The organism is Oerskovia turbata, from assembly GCF_000718325.1.
Taxonomy (GTDB): domain Bacteria; phylum Actinomycetota; class Actinomycetes; order Actinomycetales; family Cellulomonadaceae; genus Oerskovia; species Oerskovia turbata.
The window spans coordinates 59,861-81,080 of record NZ_JOFV01000013.1 but is presented as its reverse complement, the minus strand read 5'-3'; the positions used below and the strand labels follow the sequence as shown (position 1 = coordinate 81,080).

16 protein-coding genes and 1 CRISPR repeat array are annotated in these 21,220 nt (G+C 72.3%); of the genes, 2 read left to right on the top strand and 14 right to left on the bottom strand.

Features of this window, described 5'->3' with window-relative positions:
• Positions 1-278 precede the first annotated feature (278 nt).
• The 6 genes from IE95_RS0114130 to IE95_RS0114105 all read right to left on the bottom strand — a co-directional run bounded on the left by IE95_RS0114130 (position 279) and on the right by IE95_RS0114105 (position 6,953).
• Complete coding sequence (locus IE95_RS0114130; protein WP_030152266.1) at positions 279-1,748, bottom strand: sodium/solute symporter; 1,470 nt, start codon at positions 1,746-1,748, stop codon at positions 279-281.
• Positions 1,745-2,182, bottom strand: coding sequence for a hypothetical protein (locus IE95_RS19720; RefSeq protein WP_051703131.1), 438 nt, complete (start codon positions 2,180-2,182; stop codon positions 1,745-1,747). The genes IE95_RS0114130 and IE95_RS19720 overlap by 4 nt, the downstream gene beginning before the upstream one ends.
• Positions 2,179-3,048, bottom strand: a complete 870-nt coding sequence (locus IE95_RS0114120) for a LytR/AlgR family response regulator transcription factor (protein ID WP_051703153.1) — start codon at positions 3,046-3,048, stop codon at positions 2,179-2,181. The genes IE95_RS19720 and IE95_RS0114120 overlap by 4 nt, the downstream gene beginning before the upstream one ends.
• Positions 3,049-3,065: 17 nt before the next feature.
• Complete coding sequence (locus IE95_RS0114115) at positions 3,066-4,256, bottom strand: sensor histidine kinase (RefSeq protein WP_030152263.1); 1,191 nt, start codon at positions 4,254-4,256, stop codon at positions 3,066-3,068.
• Positions 4,257-4,459: 203 nt separating this feature from the next.
• Positions 4,460-4,657 (bottom strand): YbdD/YjiX family protein, encoded by a 198-nt coding sequence (locus tag IE95_RS0114110; protein ID WP_420819389.1) that lies wholly within the window; start codon positions 4,655-4,657, stop codon positions 4,460-4,462.
• 10 nt (positions 4,658-4,667) lie between these two features.
• Complete coding sequence (locus IE95_RS0114105) at positions 4,668-6,953, bottom strand: carbon starvation CstA family protein (protein ID WP_030152261.1); 2,286 nt, start codon at positions 6,951-6,953, stop codon at positions 4,668-4,670.
• Between the two features lie 226 nt (positions 6,954-7,179).
• On the opposite strand from IE95_RS0114105, the gene IE95_RS0114095 reads away from it, so the two are divergent.
• Entirely contained in the window at positions 7,180-8,799 is a 1,620-nt protein-coding gene (locus tag IE95_RS0114095; RefSeq protein ID WP_030152259.1) for an ABC-F family ATP-binding cassette domain-containing protein, read from the top strand.
• 747 nt (positions 8,800-9,546) lie between these two features.
• Positions 9,547-14,585: a CRISPR direct-repeat array (repeat unit 28 nt; unit sequence GTGCTCCCCGCGTGAGCGGGGGTGATCC).
• A 247-nt stretch (positions 14,586-14,832) separates the two neighbouring features.
• Here the strand turns inward: IE95_RS0114095 and IE95_RS0114085 are convergent.
• Positions 14,833-15,420, bottom strand: coding sequence for a hypothetical protein (locus tag IE95_RS0114085; RefSeq protein ID WP_030152258.1), 588 nt, complete (start codon positions 15,418-15,420; stop codon positions 14,833-14,835).
• 130 nt (positions 15,421-15,550) lie between these two features.
• On the opposite strand from IE95_RS0114085, the gene IE95_RS20480 reads away from it, so the two are divergent.
• Positions 15,551-15,709, top strand: coding sequence for a hypothetical protein (locus IE95_RS20480; protein ID WP_157283430.1), 159 nt, complete (start codon positions 15,551-15,553; stop codon positions 15,707-15,709).
• 180 nt (positions 15,710-15,889) lie between these two features.
• Here the strand turns inward: IE95_RS20480 and IE95_RS0114075 are convergent, their stop codons facing one another.
• From IE95_RS0114075 to narH, 7 genes are read right to left on the bottom strand one after another with little or no spacing between them, the layout of a single operon-like run.
• Positions 15,890-16,324, bottom strand: a complete 435-nt coding sequence (locus tag IE95_RS0114075; RefSeq protein WP_030152257.1) for a hypothetical protein — start codon at positions 16,322-16,324, stop codon at positions 15,890-15,892.
• Positions 16,321-16,575, bottom strand: coding sequence for a hypothetical protein (locus IE95_RS0114070; RefSeq protein ID WP_030152256.1), 255 nt, complete (start codon positions 16,573-16,575; stop codon positions 16,321-16,323). The genes IE95_RS0114075 and IE95_RS0114070 overlap by 4 nt, the downstream gene beginning before the upstream one ends.
• Before the next feature lie 46 nt (positions 16,576-16,621).
• Positions 16,622-17,773 (bottom strand): GTP 3',8-cyclase MoaA, encoded by a 1,152-nt coding sequence (moaA, locus tag IE95_RS0114065; protein ID WP_276319053.1) that lies wholly within the window; start codon positions 17,771-17,773, stop codon positions 16,622-16,624.
• Positions 17,770-18,222 carry a molybdenum cofactor biosynthesis protein MoaE gene (locus IE95_RS0114060; protein WP_030152254.1) on the bottom strand — a complete coding sequence of 151 codons (453 nt, stop codon included), beginning with the start codon at positions 18,220-18,222 and terminating at the stop codon, positions 17,770-17,772. The genes moaA and IE95_RS0114060 overlap by 4 nt, the downstream gene beginning before the upstream one ends.
• Entirely contained in the window at positions 18,219-18,926 is a 708-nt protein-coding gene (gene narI / locus IE95_RS0114055; protein ID WP_030152253.1) for a respiratory nitrate reductase subunit gamma, read from the bottom strand. Before narI ends, IE95_RS0114060 begins: the two co-directional genes overlap by 4 nt.
• 3 nt (positions 18,927-18,929) lie before the next feature.
• Entirely contained in the window at positions 18,930-19,655 is a 726-nt protein-coding gene (gene narJ / locus IE95_RS0114050; protein WP_240666338.1) for a nitrate reductase molybdenum cofactor assembly chaperone, read from the bottom strand.
• Positions 19,656-19,693: 38 nt separating this feature from the next.
• Positions 19,694-21,220: a nitrate reductase subunit beta gene (gene narH / locus IE95_RS0114045; protein WP_030152251.1), complete on the bottom strand. Its 1,527-nt coding sequence runs from the start codon at positions 21,218-21,220 to the stop codon at positions 19,694-19,696.

Genomic DNA, 21,220 nt, shown 5'->3' with positions numbered 1-21,220 from the left:
GGTTCCTCCAGCAGGCGAAGGCCCTGGAGGAGCGGGCGGGGGCTAGGTCGCGGTGCCACCACTCCTTCGCCGGGAGGTCCCGGCCTCTCGTCGGTCCGCCGGACGCGCGGGGACCGTGCGCCCGGCGCGAGGTCCGGGCCGAGGGTCGTCACGCCTCACGTCCACCGGCTCCGACGATACCCACCGACCGACCGGGCGTCGCGGGGATTTCCGGGGCAGTTCACCGAGTGCGGGGTTCGGCAGCGACTCGCCGGGCGTGTCCCAGCGCAATCACGCACTCAGCGCTCGGGAGCGCGCTCCGGCACGTGCAACCGCCGCAGGAAACGGTCCGTGCGGGGGTGCGGCCCGCGCCGGTCGCGCAGGGACACCACGACGGTCGTGGCGGTCGCGAGCGGGATCGTCCAGGCCGCGGGCTGGGCCAGGAGGCTGCGCGCGAGCCCGTCGCCGGGTCCGAGCACCGAGGTCACGAGCAGCGCCGCGGCGCACAGCGCGCTGCCGACGACCATGCCCGCGACCGCCCCGCGCGCGGTGAGGCGCCGCCACCACACGCCCAGCAGGATCGTCGGGGACAGCGCCGAGGCGGCGAACACGAACACGGTCCCGACGCTCGTCACGAGCCCCTGCGGGATGGTCACGAGCGCGAACGCGAGGGGCACGACCGTGCACGCGACCGCGGACCAGCGGAACGAGCGGACCGTGCCGCCGAACAGGTCCTGGCTCACGACGCCCGCGAGCGAGACCACGAGCCCCGAGGACGTCCCGAGGAACGCCGCGAACGCCCCGGCGATCACGAGCGCCGACAGCAGCTCGCCGCCCACGCCGGGCACGAGCCGCGACGGCAGCACGAGCGCCACCGTGTCCGCGACGCCGGGCTCGGCGAGGTCGGGGGCGACCACACGGGCGATCAGTCCCATGGTGCTCGAGACCATGTAGAAGACGCTGATCATGCCGATCACGACCACGGTCGTCCACCGGGCCGAGACGCCGTCGGGACTCGTGTAGAAGCGCACGAGGACGTGCGGCAGGCCGATCGTGCCGAGCAGCAGCGCGAGCAGCAGCGAGGCCGTCGTGTAGGTGTCGTACGAGCGCGGCCCGGCCTCGGGCGGGAAGACCTGCGCCGGGTCGAGCGTCAGGTCCTGCCCGCCGAGCACGATCAGCAGGAAGACCACGGGCACCGCGAGCGCCGTGAGATTGACCCAGAACTGGAACGCCTGGACGAACGTCACCGAGCGCATGCCGCCCGCGGCGACCACGGCGCTCACGACCGCGGCCACCCCGACCGACCCGACCCACGGCGGCACGGGGGCCACGGTCGTCATGACGAGCGCGGCGCCGTGGAGCTGTGGCACGACGTACAACCAGCCGATGACGAGCACCAGGACGCTCGTGACGCGCCGGGCGGCGAGCGAGTCGAGCCGTGCCTGGACGAAGTCGGGGATCGTGTAGGCCCCGCTGCGTCGCAGGGGCCCGGCGACGAACAGCAGCACGAGCAGGTAGCCCGCGGCGTACCCGACGGGGAACCAGAACGCCTCGGCCCCCGAGAGCAGCACGAGCCCGGACAGCCCCAGGAACGTCCCGGCCGACAGGTACTCGCCGCTGATCGCCGACGCGTTCCACACGGGCTGCACCGTCCGGGACGCGACGAAGAAGTCGCTCGTGGTCCGCGAGATCCGCAGCCCGTAGAAGCCGATGAGCCCGGTCGCGAGCAGCAGCAGGCCGACCGCGACGAGCGGCAGGGCCGAGGTCACTCGTCCTCCACCAGCGCGCGGAAACGCCGTTCGTTGCGGGCGGCGGCCAGGGCGAACACGAGCGCGAACGCCCCGATGACGGGGTAGAAGCCGTACGCGTGCAGGAGCCACGGCAGCGGCACGCCGAGCACGTGCACGTCGCCCAGCGTCGGCACCGCGCTCATCGTGACCGTGAGGAGCGTGACCACGGCCAGGAACGACACGACGCACGCGAGCGCGAGCCGCAGCTGGGTCCGCGCGAGGCTGCGGGCGTAGACGGCCGCGGGTTCGCTCCCGCCGTCGGGCCCGGGCGCGTCCCCGGGTCCCTCACGCACCACGCCCGACGGCGCCTCCTCCCCCGCGTCCGGCGCGGCGCCCCGTGCGGCGGCCGGGGCGGGCGACGGGACGTCGGTCGAGCGGACGACGACCCGCGGCGGCGGCTCCTGCGAGGTCACGAACGCCCTCCGGGACGGCCCAGGAGCGCGTCGCGCACGGCCGGGACCATGCGCCGGCTCACCGGGACCTCGCGCCCGGCGACGACCACGACCGGGTGCGCACCGCCGAGGCGGGCCGCGGTCACGGCTGCCCGGTCGACGAGGTACGAGCGGTGCACGCGCAGGAAGCCCGCGGCGGCCCAGCGTTCCTCGAGGTCGGAGATGGGCTCGCGCACCAGGTAGCCGTCGGTGTCCGTGACCAGGCGTGAGTAGTCGCCCTGCGCCTGGACCCACCGCACGGCCGAGCGCAGCACGACGCGCGTCGTCGTGCCGACCGTGACGGCGATGGTCTCGTCGGCCGGAGGGACCTGCGTCGTCGGGCCGGACCCCGCCGCGTCGTGACCGACAGCGCCTCCTGTGCCGGCCATGTCACGGGACGGCGCGCCCTCCGCCGCGCGGGACGCGGCCGCCTGGACCGCGACGGCCCGCTCGACCGCACGGGCCAGCCGCTCGCGCCGCACGGGCTTGAGCACGTAGTCGACGGCCTCGACGTCGAACGCCTCGGTGGCCCGGGCCTCGTCGGCCGTCACGAACACCACCGCGGGCCGGACCGAGAACCGTGACAGCGCGCGGGCGAGGTCGAGCCCCGTGAGCCCCGGCATGTGGATGTCGAGGAACGCGACGTGGACGGGGTGCTCGGACAGCCAGCGCAGGGCCTCGGCGCCCGACGCGACACCGTGGACCGAGCGCACGTGCGGGTCGCGGCGCAGGAGCGCGGTCAGCTCGTCGAGGGCCGGGCGCTCGTCGTCGGCCACGAGGACGTCGACACCGGGACGAGGGGCGACGACCTTCGCGGCCCCGTCGGCGGGACCGACGGGCGGTGCGATGCGGGGGACGTGCTCGGTCACGGCCTGCTCACCTCGGTCTCGTGCTGGGGCTGGGACTTCGGGACGCGCATCCGCACGAGGGTACCCGCGCCCACGTTCGTCTCGATCTCGAGCGCGTGCTGGTCGCCGTAGAGCTGGCGCACGCGCGTGTCGACGTTGCGCAGCCCGACGTTCGTCGCGCGCGACCCCGTCGCGAGCAGGGTCCGCAGCGTCTCGGGAGACATGCCGACGCCGTCGTCCTCGACCGTGATCTCGGTCTGGGTGCCCTCGTCGCGCGCGCTGATGACGATCCGCCCGCCTCGCTCGCGCGGCTCGAGGCCGTGCCGGACGGCGTTCTCGACGAGCGGCTGGACGCTGAGGAACGGGATGACGGTCGACAGGGACTCGGGCGCGATCTGGAGCGTCACGGTCAGCCGGTCGCCGAACCGCGCGCGTTCGAGCTCGACGTACGAGTGGATGCTGCCCAGCTCGTCGGCGAGCGTCGTGAAGTCGCCACGGCCCCGGAAGGAGTAGCGCGTGAAGTCCGCGAAGTCGAGCACGAGGTCGCGCGCCCGCTCGGGGTCGGTGCTGATGAAGGACGCGATCGCGCCGAGCGAGTTGTAGATGAAGTGCGGGCTGATCTGGGCGCGCAGGGCGCGCAGCTCGGCCTGCGCGAGCGCGGTGCGCGAGGCCTCGAGCTCGCCCAGCTCGAGCTGCGCCGAGCACCACTGCGCGACCTCACCCGTGGCCCGCACGAGCGGCGGGCGCACCCGCGTCGCGAACGCGACGACGGCCCCGGCCACGACACCGCCCGCGAGCACGGGTGCCCCCACGGCCTCCGGGGTGCCCGACGACGGCTCGGCGCCCGCGTAGACCTGTCGCCTCCCGGTCTCGATCGTCCGGGCGCCGACGCGCTGCGCCTCGGCCCGGAGGGCGGCCGGGCCGTCGAGAGCGACGACGCCGTCGGTGGTCACGACCGCGAGCGCCTCGCAGCCGAGCAGGGTGCGCAGGTGGCGGGCCGCGCGCCCGACGTCGTCGCCCTCGAGGCCGTCCCGCAGGTGCTTGGCGGCGCGCGAGGCGAGGTGGAGCGTGCTGAACGTCGCCCGCTCGGAGTCGCTGCCGAGCTCGCGGGTGCCGCGTGCCAGCCGCCACGCGAGGACCAGCGCGGCGGTGAGCAGGACGCCGACGACCAGGCCGACGACGGCCCCGGTGAACACGGGTCCGGACATGTCGCGATCCTATTCCGCAGAGACGACGCCGAGGGTGACGAACCAGACCGCCGAGGGTGACGTCCCGGCGTGCCGAGGGTGACGGGATGCCGCCGACGGTGTCACCGCCGGGCGCCGACGGTGTCACCGTCGACCCGCCGGGGCGTCACCCTCGGCGGGCGGGGGCGTCACCCTCGGCGGGCGGGGGCGTCCCCCTGGGCGGGTCAGCAGCAGCGGGCGCCCGGGTTGCGGTCCTGCTCGTCCATGCGCTGGCGCCAGAACTGGCGCTCGGTCAGGACGGGGACGTCGGGCCCGTGCGCGCCGCGGCGGTGCTCCACGTACACCCGGTAGGCGTCGTCGCCCATGAGCTGGCGGACGTACCAGGCCGCACCCCTCGCCGCACGGGCGAGCGCGTCGCGCACGGGCCCCACGTCAGTGCCCCGCGCCCGAGGACACAGGCTGCTTCTCGGGCGGGAGCTGGGCCCACTCGGCCTCGATCTCCTTCTCGGCTGCGGTCGTCAGGAGCCCGGCCGGGGCGAACCGGCGCGAGGCGACGGGCTCGTCCTCGTGGTTCTCGCCGCCCCCCGCACGCAACGCCTTCACGGTCGTCACGAGGGCCGCGACCATCACGACGATCGCGAGGACCACGAAGCTGATCGACAGCGTGCCCTGGACGAACGTGTTGCGCACGACCGCCTCCATGGCCTCGACCGACGTCGCGGTACCGAACGAGGTCTCCCCAGCGGCCAGAGCAGCCTTGAACGCGTTGTGGTTGGCCCAGTAGCCGACGGCGGGGACGGGCGAGAAGATCTTCTCGAACGACGCCGTGATGGTCACGACCGCCGTGAAGGCCAGCGGCAGCGCCACGATCCACAGCCAGCGGAAGAAGGAGCGTCCACGCTTGGCGACGATCGCGAGCACGACCGCGAGCGCGATGGCCGCGAGGAGCTGGTTGGCGATGCCGAACAGCGGGAAGAACGTGTTGATCCCGCCGAGGGGGTCGGTGACGCCGAGATAGAGGATGCTCCCCCACCCGGCGACCATGACCAGGGTGCAGAACCACACCCCGGGCCGCCAGGTGACGTCCCGGAACTTGGGCGCGACGTTGCCGAGCGAGTCCTGGAGCATGAAGCGCGCGACGCGGGTCCCGGCGTCGACGGCCGTGAGGATGAACAGCGCCTCGAACATGATCGCGAAGTGGTACCAGAAGCCCATCATCGCAGCGCCGCCGAAGAGCTGCTGCATGATGTGCGCGAGGCCCAGCGCGAGGGTGGGCGCCCCGCCGGTGCGCGAGACGATCGACTCCTCGCCGACAGCCGCTGCGGTCGAGGACAGCATGTCGGGCGTGAGGTTCACGCCGGCCAGGCCGAGCGAGTTGACGAACGCGACCGCCCCCTCGATGGTCCCGCCGGTCGCGGCGGCCGAGGCGTTCATCGCGAAGTAGATGCCGCGGTCGAGCGAGATCGCGGCGACGAGCGCCATGATCGCGACGAACGACTCCATGAGCATGCCGCCGTACCCGATGAAACGCGTCTGGCGCTCCTTCTCGAGCAGCTTGGGTGTGGTGCCCGACGCGATGAGGGCGTGGAAGCCGGACAGCGCGCCGCACGCGATCGTGACGAACAGGAACGGGAAGAGCGAGCCGGAGAACACTGGCCCGGTCTCGCCGCTCGCGAACTCGCTGACCGCGGGCACCGAGATCTCGGGGCGCACGATCACGATCGCGCCGGCGAGCATCACGATCACGCCGACCTTCATGAACGTCGACAGGTAGTCGCGCGGGGCCAGGAGCAGCCACACGGGCAGGACGGCCGCGACGAAGCCGTAGATGATGATGCCGATCGCGATGGTCGTGCGGTCGAGGTGGAACAGGTCTGCGCCCCACGGGGTGTTCGCGACCCAGCCGCCCCCGACGATCGCGGCCATGAGCAGCACGAAGCCGATGATCGAGACCTCGGTGATGCGCCCGGGGCGCAGGTAGCGCAGGTACACGCCCATGAAGACGGCGATCGGGACGGTCATCGCGACGCTGAAGACGCCCCAGGGGCTCTCGCCCAGGGAGTTCACGACGACGAGCGCGAGGATCGCGACGATGATCAGCATGATGAGCAGGGACGCGACGATCGCGGCCGTGCCGCCGATGCGGCCGAGCTCCTGGCGGGCCATCTGGCCGATCGTGCGGCCGCCGCGACGCATCGAGAAGAACAGGACGACGTAGTCCTGCACGGCGCCCGCGAAGATGACGCCGACGATGATCCAGACCGTGCCGGGCAGGTAGCCCATCTGCGCGGCCAGGACCGGTCCGACGAGCGGGCCGGCGCCGGCGATCGCGGCGAAGTGGTGCCCGAACAGCACGCGGCGGTCGGTCGGGACGTAGTCCTTGCCGTCCGAGCGCACCTCGGCGGGGGTCGCGCGGCGGTCGTCGGGGCGCGTGATGTACCGCTCGATGACCTTGGAGTAGAAGCGGTACCCGATGAGGTAGCTGCAGACCGCGGCGAACACGAACCAGATCGCGTTGACGGTCTCGCCGCGCACCAGCGCGAGCATGACCCATGCGACGCCGCCGAGCAGCGCGATGCCCGTCCAGAGCGCGATCTTCTGCCAGGTCCAGCGTGGTGCGAGGGCGGCCTCCGGGACCGCGGTGGGCGGGAGCGTCGGATCGGGCGAGAGCCCGTCGTCCGAGGCGGTCTCCGCCGTCGATCGGATGTCTGTCGTCATCAGTGCTCTCTCCCAAGGTCGCGTCGTTGCGTCCGACCGGGAAAGGCTAGGGACGGCGACGGGCCGTGATCCAGGTCACGTCGACGGACGGTCGAGGTGTGCGACGAGCGGTAGGCGACGTGCGACGAACGGTCGTCGAACGGCGGTCGGCGACGGTCCGGACGGGTGCTCCGCGTAGTGTTCTCCCGTCGTGCCGACGTCCGGCATGGAGCCCGAGAGGACCCCTGTGAGCCTGATCCGCCTGAACGCCGTGAGCATGCAGTTCGACGACAAGGTCGTGCTGCGCGACGTCTTCCTCAAGCTCCGCGAGGGCGAGCGCGTCGGGCTCGTGGGCCGCAACGGCACGGGCAAGACGACGTTCCTCGAGCTCGTCCTGGGGCGCAAGGAGCCCACGGCCGGGACCGTCGACGTCAACCTCGGCGTGAGCATCGGGTACTTCTCGCAGTTCTCCGAGCTCGCGGGGCACCGCAGCGCGGCCGAGGAGCTCAGCGAGCTGTTCGCCGACGTCCACTCGACGCAGGCGCGCCTCGACGCGATCGGCGAGCGCCTCGCCGAGCCGGACCTCATGGACGACGGCGGTGCTGTCGACGGCGATGACGAGATGACCAGGCTTCTCACCGAGCAGGCCGACCTGTTCGAGCGCATGGACGCGCTCGACGGGTGGTCGTACGAGAACACGATCGACACGGTCCTCACACGCCTCGGGTTCGACGCCGCTCGCCGCACCCTCCCGGTCGACCAGCTCTCGGGCGGCTGGCGCAACCGTGCGGCGCTCGCACGGATCCTGGTGCAGCGCCCCGACGTGCTGCTGCTCGACGAGCCCACGAACTTCCTCGACCTCGACGGCGTGCGCTGGGTCGAGAACTGGCTCCAGTCCTACCCGGGCGCGGTGCTCGTGGTCTCGCACGACCGTCAGTTCCTCGACGGCGCGGTCAACCGGATCGTGGAGATCGAGAACCGCCGCCTGCACGAGTACGAGGGCGGGTACTCCGACTACGTGCACGCCAAGCAGTCGCGCCTCAAGACGATCGAGCGCCAGTTCGCGCACGAGGAGGAGCTGCTCGCGTACGAGGTCGAGGCCAGCGACGCCCGCAAGCAGGCCGCGAAGGACAAGAGCCGCGGGCTCAAGCGCAAGCTCGCCGACATCAAGAAGCGTCAGGCGCCGCGACCGGTCGACCAGATCATCACGACGATCTACGCGGACCTGCACGTCAGCGATCGACTGGTCGAGGTCGAGGGGCTCACCAAGGGCTTCGGCGGCGTCCCGCTGTTCAGCGACCTCACGTTCTCTCTGCACCGGGGTGACCGCGTGGCCGTCGTCGGCGCGAACGGGTCGGGCAAGTCGACGCTCCTCGACGTGCTCACGGAGGTCACGCCGCCCGACGCCGGGCAGATCACCTGGAAGAAGAACTCGACGTTCGTCTCGTACAACCAGGTCGTGGCCGACCTCGACCTGGACGACACGGTCGCGCACGCGGTCAGCGCTGCCCCTGGGACCCTCGCGTACTCGGCGACCAAGAAGAACGTCAACCGCTTCTTGACGATGCTGCAGTTCTCCGAGATGGAGCTCAAGCAGAAGATCGGGACGTTGTCGGGCGGGCAGCGTGCCCGCGTCGCGATCGCGCAGTGCCTGCTGTCGGGCGCCTCGGTGATCGTGCTCGACGAGCCGACGAACCACCTCGACCTCACGAGCGCGCAGGTCATGGAGCGCGCGCTCGCGCACTTCCCGGGTGCCGTGGTGGTCGTGAGCCACGACCGCTACTTCATCGACAAGGTCGCCGACCGTCTGCTGACGTTCGACGGCGCGGGCGGCGTCGTCGAGACGGCCGCGAGCGGCGCGCTCTGACCTCCCCCCGGCCGCAGCGCCCAACCCAGGTCAGTGACGATCCCTACGTTCGCGGACATGGACCACGAACACCTTCTGGCAGTTCATCGACGACGCCGGGGCCCTCTCTGGAGCAGGGGCGGACGACCGCAGCGCGCAGGATGCCCCCTCCCTGACACGGTGACCGCCGTGCTCGTCGAACGGTTGTCGCCAGACGAGATCCTCGCGTTCGCGGCTGTGGCCGACGAGGTGAGCGCGGCGGCCTACGCGTGGCCAGCGGGGGCGCCAGCTACCTGATCGAGGGCGGTTCCCGTGGTGGTGAACATGACGGGCGACGAGGGTTGGTTCGGGTACAAGTCGCTCGACTCGCTCGTGGGCGACGCCTGGACCCAGTTCACGGGGCTCCACGACCAGGACTACCACGAGGCGCGGGAGGCCCATCAGCCGCGGAACCGGACAGCGACAGCAGCCCGACGCCGGTCGGCGCCTCGACACTATCGGCTGGTGAGAGCGGGGACTTCGACGACGAGGACGAGAACCGCCGCCGACTCCCCCGGCTCAAGGCGCTCTTCTCCCTTTGAAGACCTGGACGACGATGCTCGTGCGGGACTGCCGCCGAGCGGGAGACCCGCGACGCATGTGCCATACATCAACGAGGGCGCCTCGTTCGTCAGTTCAGGAAATGTGAGCGGAGGCCCGTGCATGGTCGCCGCCGGAGAAGTGAAGGCAATACGCTGACAACGGCGGTAAAGTCGCAGGTCAAGAAGAGTGCTCCCCGCGTGAGCGGGGGTGATCCCTGCACCTGGTCGAGGAGATCGACTACGAGTACGTGCTCCCCGCGTGAGCGGGGGTGATCCCATGCTGAAGTCGCCCGCGCATTACAAGCACTCGTGCTCCCCGCGTGAGCGGGGGTGATCCGGTCAAGACCCGAAAGTCCAACGGCTCCTCGAAGTGCTCCCCGCGTGAGCGGGGGTGATCCCTCCCACGGGTCGGCCTCGGATGCCTCGAGCGCGTGCTCCCCGCGTGAGCGGGGGTGATCCCGTCAAGACCCAGGCCAAGGACACCGGCAAGGCGTGCTCCCCGCGTGAGCGGGGGTGATCCGACCCAGCGCGTAGCGGCGAGAGCCAGGTCCTGGTGCTCCCCGCGTGAGCGGGGGTGATCCCCCGTGGCTGAGTACACACCCAGCACCGAGCAGGTGCTCCCCGCGTGAGCGGGGGTGATCCCCTCAGACCGAGGAATTCGACTGTTCGGCCACAGTGCTCCCCGCGTGAGCGGGGGTGATCCGTGGGTGAGCGCGGGGCGCTCGTCGGGGCCGGGGTGCTCCCCGCGTGAGCGGGGGTGATCCGTCGCCCGGGACTCGACTCCCGAGGTCGACAGAGTGCTCCCCGCGTGAGCGGGGGTGATCCCTTCAGGACGCACGTCCCGGTGGCGACGACCTCGTGCTCCCCGCGTGAGCGGGGGTGATCCCGACGGGTCGTGGACGGGCGCAGACCGAACGCGGTGCTCCCCGCGTGAGCGGGGGTGATCCCGGTGGCCACCGCGACACCAAGGCCACCGCCTGCGTGCTCCCCGCGTGAGCGGGGGTGATCCCGCCCCGGCTGCTCCCCCTGCCTGCCGGGGCGTGTGCTCCCCGCGTGAGCGGGGGTGATCCGCTGTCCCTGCCCCCTCGACGCCGTGCGAACACGTGCTCCCCGCGTGAGCGGGGGTGATCCGAGATCCCCGCCGGCACCCGCATCTGACCATCGGTGCTCCCCGCGTGAGCGGGGGTGATCCGGAGGACCGGTGGCCCGTGCGGGCCTGGTACGTGTGCTCCCCGCGTGAGCGGGGGTGATCCCACCCGGTCACGAGCGCGACGCAGCACCCGGATGTGCTCCCCGCGTGAGCGGGGGTGATCCCCGGCTGTCACGGGGGGCCTGGTGTGGGTTGGGGTGCTCCCCGCGTGAGCGGGGGTGATCCTGGCTTGATTTCAAGGGAGTTGCCGTAGGGGCGGTGCTCCCCGCGTGAGCGGGGGTGATCCGGCCGAGCACAGCGCGGCGACCGTGGCCACGACGTGCTCCCCGCGTGAGCGGGGGTGATCCTCGGCCGGATTCGCAGCCCGGCGCGTTCTGGTGGTGCTCCCCGCGTGAGCGGGGGTGATCCCGGGAAACCGTCAGCAACCGTGAGGTTGAGCCAGTGCTCCCCGCGTGAGCGGGGGTGATCCCCCCTACCTCGGGTCTAACCTGCTCGTGCCGACGTGCTCCCCGCGTGAGCGGGGGTGATCCCCGCTCGTCGTGGCCGGGACCGTTCGGGCACGCGTGCTCCCCGCGTGAGCGGGGGTGATCCGCTCCCGGCCGGCGCGCAGGTCTCTCCCCTCGCGTACTCCCCGCGTGAGCGGGGGTGATCCAGGCTCGCAGGCCGCCGGCGCGCTCTCGGGCCTGTGCTCCCCGCGTGAGCGGGGGTGATCCGGAAGCCATGTCGCTCGGCATCGACTCCTACTCGTGCTCCCCGCGTGAGCGGGGGTGATCCGTCCGGCGTCAAGCAGGTGTTCATCGACCACAAGTGCTCCCCGCGTGAGCGGGGGTGATCCGGTCTCCACGCTGTGGATCGACACCACGAGCGGGTGCTCCCCGCGTGAGCGGGGGTGATCCGCGCGGCTTCGACGCCGCGGACGAGACCGACACGTGCTCCCCGCGTGAGCGGGGGTGATCCGTCGTCGCCGGCGGTGCCGATGATGAGCTCGACGTGCTCCCCGCGTGAGCGGGGGTGATCCGGTCGTCCCGGAGCAGCTGCGCCTGAGCGCGGGGTGCTCCCCGCGTGAGCGGGGGTGATCCAGCTCGTGCTGTAGAGCCATGCCGGGACGTCGTCGTGCTCCCCGCGTGAGCGGGGGTGATCCGACGTGGATCGCCGACGGACGCTCGGCCTCCGAGTGCTCCCCGCGTGAGCGGGGGTGATCCCGTCGCCTCGAGGCCGCGCGAGGTCTCGACGATGTGCTCCCCGCGTGAGCGGGGGTGATCCCGCCCTCACTGCCGACGACGTCTTCGGTGCCGACGTGCTCCCCGCGTGAGCGGGGGTGATCCGACCACCGGCGACGACGCCCGCACGCTCGGCGAGTGCTCCCCGCGTGAGCGGGGGTGATCCCAACGTGCACAGCGCCGGCCTCCGATTCCTGGCGTGCTCCCCGCGTGAGCGGGGGTGATCCCCGAGGGGATGATGCGGAACCCGCCGGCGCTGCGTGCTCCCCGCGTGAGCGGGGGTGATCCCCCATCGGGCAGAAGGGCGTCGCTCACGCCGTCGTGCTCCCCGCGTGAGCGGGGGTGATCCGGTCGGCTACGACGTCGCCCGCGAGACCTCACAGTGCTCCCCGCGTGAGCGGGGGTGATCCCCACTCGCGCTGGGGCTCGGGCACCAGGGCGTAGGTGCTCCCCGCGTGAGCGGGGGTGATCCCTGGACGTTCGTCCAACTGTTGTCCACGTGCATGTGCTCCCCGCGTGAGCGGGGGTGATCCGTAGTCCACGACCGCGCCGTTGGCCTGTATGAGGTGCTCCCCGCGTGAGCGGGGGTGATCCCGTCCGGGTCTCCATGGACCCCTCGTCCTACATGTGCTCCCCGCGTGAGCGGGGGTGATCCCGGCGCGTCGGCGGGAGCAGTGGCGGGAGCGTCGTGCTCCCCGCGTGAGCGGGGGTGATCCCTGGAAGAGCAACGGCCACCACAAGCGCTCCGCGTGCTCCCCGCGTGAGCGGGGGTGATCCCGCGGCTACAAGCTGTACGCCTTTGCGCCAGTCGTGCTCCCCGCGTGAGCGGGGGTGATCCGACCCACGCGTTTGGTGCCTTGCCCGCCGTGTGCGTGCTCCCCGCGTGAGCGGGGGTGATCCCTCGTCGGGGGTGACCGAGACCAGGGATGCGGGGTGCTCCCCGCGTGAGCGGGGGTGATCCCCATCAGCGTTACCGGGTCTACAACCTCCTTAAGTGCTCCCCGCGTGAGCGGGGGTGATCCCGACGGCGGCCTGCACCTCGGCGATGGCGCGGGAGTGTTCCCCGCGTGAGCGGGGGTGATCCGGGGCGCCACCTTGTCACGTTCGGAACGAGTCGGGTGCTCCCCGCGTGAGCGGGGGTGATCCCCTCTTCACGAGGAATGCGCCCTTCCCACTCCTGTGCTCCCCGCGTGAGCGGGGGTGATCCGTACGACGCGGCATGGGCCGCTGCGGACGAGGTGTGCTCCCCGCGTGAGCGGGGGTGATCCGCCGGGTAGGGGTCAGCCGTCGAGCCGTCGAAGGTGCTCCCCGCGTGAGCGGGGGTGATCCCGCCGGGTCTGGCACCTGGCGCAGCCCCTGTCCGTGCTCCCCGCGTGAGCGGGGGTGATCCCCCGCCGCGGACGTGAATCCCTTGGACCCCTGGGTGCTCCCCGCGTGAGCGGGGGTGATCCGCCCGGCTCGAAGCGCTGACCGCCCCGGTGTCCGTGCTCCCCGCGTGAGCGGGGGTGATCCGCCCGGCTCGAAGCGCTGACCGCCCCGGTGTCCGTGCTCCCCGCGTGAGCGGGGGTGATCCGTGCCGCGACCTGCCCGAGTCGTTCCTCGCCGACGTGCTCCCCGCGTGAGCGGGGGTGATCCGTAGTCGCGGAACTCGTCGGACGCGAACCGCATGTGCTCCCCGCGTGAGCGGGGGTGATCCGTCACGGGGCATGACCTCCTCGACGGCCGCGGCCGTGCTCCCCGCGTGAGCGGGGGTGATCCCAGGCGCCACCCGGTCAACGTCGGGAAGATACCGTGCTCCCCGCGTGAGCGGGGGTGATCCCCTCGTCGGCGCGACCTGCGCCGCCGAAGACTGTGTGCTCCCCGCGTGAGCGGGGGTGATCCCCTTAGCGATTCCGCCACCGATGCTGTTCCGTGCTCCCCGCGTGAGCGGGGGTGATCCGAACCGGGTCGGCACGGCGACCGTCCCGTACTCGTGCTCCCCGCGTGAGCGGGGGTGATCCCGCGGGAGAGCTCGGCGCGGTTCTGGACCCGGAGTGCTCCCCGCGTGAGCGGGGGTGATCCCTCGCATGCTCTGGGCTCCTCAGAAGATCTGGAGTGCTCCCCGCGTGAGCGGGGGTGATCCGGACCAGGACGCCCAGCTGCGCGAACTGCGCGGCGTGCTCCCCGCGTGAGCGGGGGTGATCCCGAGCCGGTCGGGCGCATCGCCGCCCAGCGCGAGTGCTCCCCGCGTGAGCGGGGGTGATCCGCACGCGAGCACCGCGGCGCTGACGGTATCGCCGTGCTCCCCGCGTGAGCGGGGGGTGATCCCGTCACGCGGGTCTCATCCGGCGGGGTGAGCTCGTGCTCCCCGCGTGAGCGGGGGTGATCCGGACCTCAAGACCGCGATCCGCAAGGAACAGCGGTGCTCCCCGCGTGAGCGGGGGTGATCCGTTCAGGACTGCCTTCCCACTGGGCGTGAACTTGTGCGCCCCGCGTGAGCGGGGGTGATCCCAGCCCGACCAGGCCGATAACGACCGGAAGAATGTGCTCCCCGCGTGAGCGGGGGTGATCCCCACAACCCCGGCAGCGTGACCTCAGGGGGCTGGTGCTCCCCGCGTGAACGGGGGTGATCCGTGCGACGCCTCCACGACCTCGCGGGCGTACCCGTGCTCCCCGCGTGAGCGGGGGTGATCCGGTAGGTGTCAAGCGCTGCAACACAGTCAAACTGTGCTCCCCGCGTGAGCGGGGGTGATCCGGTAGGTGTCAAGCGCTGCAACACGGTCAAACTGTGCTCCCCGCGTGAGCGGGGGTGATCCCCACCCCGAGACGGACCACCTGCAGGCCGACATGTGCTCCCCGCGTGAGCGGGGGTGATCCGGCGGACCTTGTCGACGGCGGTGGGGTAGTCCGGCGCTCCCCGCGTGAGCGGGGCGATCCCTCTGGCCGTTCGGTGGTGGCGGTCTGGGGTCGGTGCTCCCCGCATGGGCGTGGGGAGCCGGGCCCGATGGTGTCGTCGCGCACCGCTTCTCCGCTCCCCTCATGAGCGCAGGTGACCCGAGTTCTCACCGCTTAGCCACCCGCGGCCGCCCCCAGGCCGCCACCGCCCCACGAGCGCACCTGGATTTCAGGCGTCCTCGGTGGACGCCGGGACCAGGCCTCCGAGGGCCGCTGCGGCGGCGCCCAGGACGAGTCCCACGCGCAGGTGCGGGGCGCGCACCCCGCGGGCACGCATGCGCTCGCCCCAGCGGTACGCGCCCTTCTCCCCGACGACGGCGAACGCGGTCGTCGCCCCGAGGACGACAGCCGTTCCGACGGCGATCGCGACCTTTCCGCCCGGGGTGATCTCGACCGGCGTGAGGGTGTACGGCGTGTTGTCCGGGACGTCTTCGTCGGACGTCTGCTCCCAGGGCGTCGTCGTGCCTGCGGCGACCTCGGAGCCCTCGGTGTCACGCAGGGCGTCGCGGACCTTGCGGACGCCGTCGATCGCCTGACGGCCCTCGCCGGTCCGGAGCAGCACCGCAGCGCCGGCGACCCCGCAGGCCGTCTTGAGGAGCGCCCGGGTCCCGCGCCGTTCGACGAGGTCGGGCACGGTGTACCAGGCAGCCGTCATGAGCCCGTATGCCGCGCCGGCGCGTGCGTCGAACGTCCATGGGCGGGTGGTCTCGGTCTGCTGCACCGGCATCGCGTCGTCCCTGCTGTGCGTCGTGCGCACGCTCGTTCGTCCCGGACGTCCACCGGCCGGGTATGCCGGTGCCGTGCTCACGGGCTGTCATGAGTCACCAACGAGGCACCTGTCCTGTTCGTTCCACCGGCGCACCTGCCGGCCGTCCCCTGCCGTCCGGGTGACGGCGCGCCTCACCGAGCCGGTCGACGTGCTGCTCGTCGCGGTCAAGGCGACCGGCCTGACGGAAGCCCTCGACCACGGCAGCCCGTTCGTGGAGATCGTCCTTCCTGGCGCCGCTGGCCCTGTTCACGACGCGGTACCGCGTGACGATCGGTGAGGTGCGCACGGTCCACCGGGGCGAGCTCGAGGCGCTGGTCGCGGAGGTCGACGCGATCGGCGGCGCGGTCGTGCGGGCCGTCGATCGCCACGGGGTCGCGGCGCCGCTCACGGCCCGGCTCGTCGCCGAGCTCTCCTGGCCTCGGTCCCGCTCCTCGTCCTCGCCGGACCAGCAGCACCGTCACCAGTCGGCGGGCACGACCCAGTGCCGGGGTGTCTGCTCGTGCTCCAGGAGCCTGCGCTGGGCGTGGCGGCAGTGCTGTGCGCGCTGCTCGGTGGTGAGCCCGTCGAGCCAGGCGAGGTACCGCCGTTCGAGGACCCGGAATCGTGCTCGTCCGAGCGCGAACACGGTGATCGAGACCAGCCAGTGGGCTGCGAGCATGGCTGCGAGGAGCAGCACGGTCCCGGGCGGCGTCATGTCCGGGTGGGCCTGCAGGCCGCACCACAGGACGGCGATGACGGCGCTGAGCTGGCTCACGCTCGCGGTGAGGAGCCACCCGCCGGTCAGGGGCCCGTGCAGACCGGCCCGGTGGCGCGCGGACGGGACGAGGGTCGACTCGTGCGCGTCGAGGGGTGGGTAGGTCTCGCTGACGTGGGATCTCGTCTTGTCGTTCATCCGCCGGCGAAGGGTGGGAGGACGTCGATCGTCACGGGTCCGGTGACGGGGGTGGCTGCTGCCTCGGGGCGCAGCGCGCGGCCGTCCTGGAGGTACGAGGAGACGACCTGCACGCGCTGCATCGGCTCGCCGTGCCGGCGTGCGCTGACGCGGAGCGCGGCGGCGGGGCTCTCGGTCTCGATCACCTCCTCGTCGAGGCCGTTCGCCGCGGCGCGGGCCGCGGCGTAGTAGCGCAGGGTGATGGCGGGCATGTCGTCGCTCCTTGTGGTGCGGGTTCGGTGCGGTTGCGGGTGGGGGTCATCCGCCGATCGCGGACATGCCGCGGGCGGGTTGTTCGAAGTCGGCGCTGCCGATGGTGTGCCCGGCGGCCTTGGTGCGGACTGCGAGGCCGAGTGCTGCCGCGATCTGCTCGTCGTCGGCTCCTGCGCGCAGGAGCGTCCGCAGGTCGGTCTCGTCGTGCGCGAACAGGCAGCTGCGGAGCTGGCCGTCGGACGTGAGGCGGATCCGGTCGCAGGCCCCGCAGAAGGGTCGTGTCACGGAGGCCACGATCCCGACGACGGCGTCGGTGCCGTCGACCGTCCACCGTTCGGCGGGCGCCGCGCCGCGCGTGGGCACGGGGGCGAGGTCGAAGGACCTGCTGAGCGAGGCGAGCACCTCGTCGGCCGTGACCATGCCCTCACGGGTCCAGGTGCGGCCCGCGTCGAGCGGCATCTGCTCGATGAACCGCAGCTCGTAGCCGCGCTCGAGCGCGAACCGCAGCAGGTCGACCGTCTCGTCGTCGTTGACGCCCCGCACGAGGACGGCGTTGAGCTTGGTCCTCGTGAAGCCCGCCCGGTCGGCGGCGGCGAGCCCGGCGAGCGCCTGGTCCAGGCGGTCGCGGCGTGTCAGCTGCGCGTACCGGTCGCGCCGCAGGGTGTCGAGCGACGTGTTGAGCCGGCTCAGCCCGGCGTCGCGCAGCGGGGCGGCGAGCGCCGGCAGCCGCAGTCCGTTGGTGGTCATCGACACCTCGGGGGCGCCGGGGAGCGCGGCCAGGCCTGTCACGATCTCGACGATGTCGGGGCGCAGGAGCGGTTCGCCGCCCGTGAGGCGGATCTCCTGGATCCCGTGCCGGACCGCGACGGCCGCGACACGGGTCATCTCGGTGACCGTGAGGAGCTCGTCGGAGGCCAGCCACGGCATCCCCTCGGCGGGCATGCAGTAGGTGCACCGCAGGGAGCAGCGGTCGGTCAGGGAGATCCGCAGGTCGCGGTGGCGCCGCCCGAACCGGTCGACGAGCCCGGGAGCGTCTCGCCGGTCCGCGTCCGACGGCGTCGCGCGCCTTGGCGGGAGAGCTCCCGACGGCGTCGCGCGCCCTGGGTCCGCGCGTCCGGGCGCGACGTGCTCGGCGGGTGGGGCGCCGTCGGGCAGGAGGTCCCCGACCGTGCGCTCGACCGTGGGCGCGATGCTCACAGCGCCCCGACCCACTCGTGCGTGCCGTCGGCGAAGACCTGGCGCTTCCACACGGGCAGTTCCGCCTTGACCTCCTCGACCAGGTCGCCGCACGCCGCGAAGGCCTGGGCGCGGTGGGCCGAGGACACGGCCGCGACGAGCGCGACGTCGCCGATCGTGAGGTCGCCCACGCGGTGGGACACCGCGACCCGGACCGCGCCCGAGCGGGCTGCGACGCGCGCCGCGATCTCGCCCAGGATGCGGTCCGCGTCGGGGTGCGCCTCGTACGTGAGCGCGGCGACGGACCGGCCGCCGTCGTGGTCGCGCACCACGCCCGCGAAGGTCACGACGGCACCGGCGTGCGCGCAGGCCACCGCGCGCTCGTGCGCGGCGACGTCGAGGACGGACTCCCCCACACCCGTGAGGACGACGCGGGCACCCAGGGCGACGTCGGCTCGGTCCGCGCTCATGCCCGCACCTTGCCCCGCCCCGGCGCGGCGGAGCGCTGCCGGTAGACCACGTACGGCCGGGCGAGGTACGCGACGGGCACGGACCACACGTGCACGAGCCGTGTGAAGGGCCAGATCGCGAGGAGGAGGCACGCGAGGACGGCGTGCCAGCCGTAGACCGCAGGTGCCGAGGTGATGAGCGACGGGTCGGGCTGGAGCATGAAGAGCTGGCGGAACCACACCGAGACCGTGCCGCGGTACTCGTAGCCCGAGCCGAACACGTTGATCGCGACGGTCTGCCACATGCCGACCGCGATCTCGACGGTGAGCAGGAGGTACAGGACCCGGTCCATGGGGGTCGTGACGACGCGGATGCGGTCCGAGACGTAGAACCTGCGCAGCAGCAGGATCGCGAGGCCCGCGCACAGCACGACCCCCGCGACGGTCCCGGCCGCGACCGCGACCACGTGGTACGTGTGGTCGGAGATCCCGAGGGCCCGGGTCCACGACGTCGGGATCAGGAGCCCCGCGGCGTGGCCGAGGATCGCGAACAGCGCCCCGAAGTGGAACAGGGGCGAGCCCCACGCGAGCCACCGCTTCTCGAGCACCTGGCTCGTGCGGGTCGTCCAGCCGAACTGGTCGTTGCGGTACCTCCACACGTGCCCGACGACGAAGATCGCGAGGCAGACGTACGGCAGCACCACGAAGAGGAGGGTGTCCCACATGAGTCAGCGTCCTTCCGGGGCGCAGGTGAATTCCGGGGGGCCGAAGGGCGCGCCGGGCGTGTCGGTCCAGCTCGCTCCCCCGTAGGGCATCGACGCGATCTCGAGCCCCGCGTCGTCCGTGGGCGGACCGGCAAGTGCGAGCTGGTCGACCTCGCCGCGCTGGCGGTCCGTCACGGGACCGAGCAGGTCGCCGATCGCCTCGAGGATCTCGCGGTAGTGCGAGCCGCGGTCGGCGAGCGAGCGGCGGACGAGCTCGATCCCGCCGCGGTGGGTCCGCAGCGGGGCCTCGCCCGCCCCGGTCCCGGCACGCGAGGCGAACTCGAGGACCATGGGCAGGTAGTCGGGCAGCTCGCCGTCGTCGGGGGCGAACCCGCACGCGCGGTAGCGCTGCTTGAGCGCGAGGAGCGCCATGCCGCGCTGGCGCGTGTCGCCGTGCAGGTAGTAGCTGAGGAACAGCGACGACTTGCGGCGCAGGTCGAACGTCTCGACGTAGTGGGCGCGCGCGGCGCGCGGCTCCATCCGCGCGTGCTGGTCCCAGAACGCGCGCAGGTGCGCGGCCGGGGCCGAGTCCGGCAGGGCCGCGACGGCCGCGCCCATCTCGTGGGCGTCGGCGTACCAGGCGTCGTCGGGGTAGGACAGCAGGATGCTGGCCAGGGCCAGGACGTCGGCCCGGGCGGGCACCTCGACGAGGTCCTTGCGCCGCGAGCGCCGCAGGAGCGGAATGCTCACTCCCCTGCTCCTGCGGCCCGACGGCGGAGCCTGGGTCGTCATGACGGCCTCCGGACCTGCAGGGGCACCGAGACGGGTCCGCCGCGCGTGGAGGCCGCGCTCATGCCGGGCCCGCCCGGGTTGTCGAGCGAGCAGCCCGAGGCCCACGAGGCCATCTCGGCCGCGTCCTCCTTGTGGGCTGCGGGGATGACGTAGCGGTCCTCCATCTTGGCGATGGCCAGGAGCCGGTAGAGCTCCTCGACGTCCTCGGCCGTGTACCCGACCTGGTCGAGCAGGGCCTGGTCGACCTCTCCGTCGAGCGTGCGGCGGCGCATGTGGCTGCGCATCGCGGCGAGCTTCATGAGGACGCCCGCGACGACGTCGACGTCCCCGGCCGAGAACAGGCTCGCGAGGTACTCGAGCGGGATGCGCAGCGACGCGATGGTGTGGAACACGTCGTCGGCGTCGGCGTCGTCCTTGCCGAGCTCGGTCGTGACGTCCAGGACGGGAGAGAGCGGCGGCACGTACCAGACCATGGGCATGGTGCGGTACTCGGGGTGCAGCGGGAGGGCGACCTTGAACTTCTGGACGAGCTTCCAGATGGGCGAGCGCTGGGCGGCGTCGATCCAGTCCTCGGCGATGCCCGCGGCCCGTGCCGCGGCGATGACCTCGGGGTCCGTGGGGTCGAGGAAGACGTCGCGCTGGGCGTCGAGCAGGTCCTTCGGGTCCTGGACGGACGCCGCGGCCTCGACCGCGTCGGCGTCGTAGAGCACGAGGCCGATGTACCGCAGCCGCCCGACGCACGTCTCGGCGCACACGGTCGGCTGGCCCGCCTCGATGCGCGGGAAGCAGAACGTGCACTTCTCGGCCTTGCCGGTCTGGTGGTTGACGTAGACCTTCTTGTAGGGGCATGCCGAGACGCACATGCGCCACCCGCGGCACGCGTCCTGATCGACGAGCACGATCCCGTCCTCGACGCGCTTGTACATGGCCGACGACGGGCAGGCCGAGACGCATGCCGGGTTGAGGCAGTGCTCGCAGATCCGGGGCAGGTGGAACATGAACGTCTGCTCGAACGAGAGCCGGACCTTGTCGACCATCGACGCGAGGTTGGGGTCCTTCGATGCGATGTGCGGCGAGCCGCCCAGGTCGTCGTCCCAGTTGGGTCCCCACGTGATCTTCATGTCCTTGCCCGTGATCGCGCTCTTGGGCCGGGCCACGGGGATCTGCGGCGAGTTCGCCGGCGCGGAGATCAGCTGGTCGAAGTCGTACGTCGCGGGCTCGTAGTAGTCGTCGAGCCCCGGGAGGTCGGGGTTCGCGAAGATCGACGCGAGGCGCCGCAGCCGCCCGCCCGAGCGGAGCCGGAGCCGTCCCTTGCGGTCGAGCTCCCACCCGCCGTGCCACCGGTCCTGGTCCTCGTACCCGCGCGGGTACCCCGTCCCGGGCTTGGTCTCGACGTTGTTGAACCACACGTACTCGACGCCGTCGCGGTTGGTCCACGTCTGCTTGCACGTGACCGAGCACGTGTGGCACCCGATGCACTTGTCGAGGTTCATGACCATCGCTACCTGCGACATGACCCGCAT

Bases quoted from the DNA above. Each gene is read 5' to 3' on its own strand.
- IE95_RS0114115 (WP_030152263.1), bottom strand. From the start codon at position 4,256: ATGTCCGGACCCGTGTTCACCGGGGCCGTCGTCGGCCTGGTCGTCGGC.
- IE95_RS0114105 (WP_030152261.1), bottom strand. From the start codon at position 6,953: ATGACGACAGACATCCGATCGACGGCGGAGACCGCCTCGGACGACGGG.
- IE95_RS0114075 (WP_030152257.1), bottom strand. From the start codon at position 16,324: ATGAACGACAAGACGAGATCCCACGTCAGCGAGACCTACCCACCCCTC.
- IE95_RS0114070 (WP_030152256.1), bottom strand. From the start codon at position 16,575: ATGCCCGCCATCACCCTGCGCTACTACGCCGCGGCCCGCGCCGCGGCG.
- IE95_RS0114060 (WP_030152254.1), bottom strand. From the start codon at position 18,222: ATGAGCGCGGACCGAGCCGACGTCGCCCTGGGTGCCCGCGTCGTCCTC.
- narI (WP_030152253.1), bottom strand. From the start codon at position 18,926: ATGTGGGACACCCTCCTCTTCGTGGTGCTGCCGTACGTCTGCCTCGCG.
- narH (WP_030152251.1), bottom strand. From the start codon at position 21,220: ATGCGGGTCATGTCGCAGGTAGCGATGGTCATGAACCTCGACAAGTGC.